The 675-nt window shown below is 61.8% G+C and carries 1 protein-coding gene; it reads left to right on the top strand.

What is annotated here, in order from left to right; all coding sequences use genetic code 11:
• Positions 1 to 58: 58 nt before the first annotated feature.
• Positions 59 to 675: endoribonuclease YicC domain-containing protein (locus AWU74_RS07135; RefSeq protein WP_062328716.1), on the top strand; the 617-nt coding region annotated here is incomplete at its 3' end.

Here is a 675-nt window from a genome sequence, read left to right as displayed (position 1 = left end):
GCAAAGCCGGGCCGGTTAGGCAAACGGGGGGGAACTGCGCCCCGAGAGCGGGTTTGCGGTGGAGATAAAGTCGTACAACGCAAAATACTGCGACATATCCGTCAGCCTGCCGCCGTATCTGGGTCGGCTCGAAAACCGCTTCCGTGCCGCCGCGGCGGAAAAAATCCGGCGCGGCAGAGTGGAAATCACCTTTCGCGTCAAGCATTTGGAGCAGAAGCGCGACATAGCCGTAAACGCCGCGCTGGCAAAGGCGTATGCGGAGTCGTTCCGTAAGCTTGCGGAAGTGGCAGGATTGGACACCCATATACCGCTCGGACTGCTTGCCGCGCAGGAAGGCATGCTCACGGCGGACGACGAATGCGACCCGGAGCAGTACTGGGAGCTTTTGTCGCCGCTGTTCTTTCGGACGCTCGGCGAATTCGTTGCCGACCGCGAGCGCGAGGGCGAAAACCTCCGCGCCGACGTGCTGGACAAGCTCGCCACGCTGGAGTCTTCGCTCGCGGTGTTCGCCGCGTGGCAGTCCAGAATGGACGAGGCGTTCCGCGCTCAGCTCGCCGCGCGCTATGCTGAAGTCATGGGAGACGCCGCAGATGAGCAGCGCATTCTGAGCGAAACCGCCGCAATGCTCGTCAAATATACGATTAGCGAGGAGACCGTCCGGCTGAAGAGCCATAT

Source organism: Treponema endosymbiont of Eucomonympha sp., from assembly GCF_001028545.1.
The sequence above is the reverse complement of the archived record's forward strand: the minus strand, read 5'-3'. Positions and strand labels throughout refer to the sequence as shown.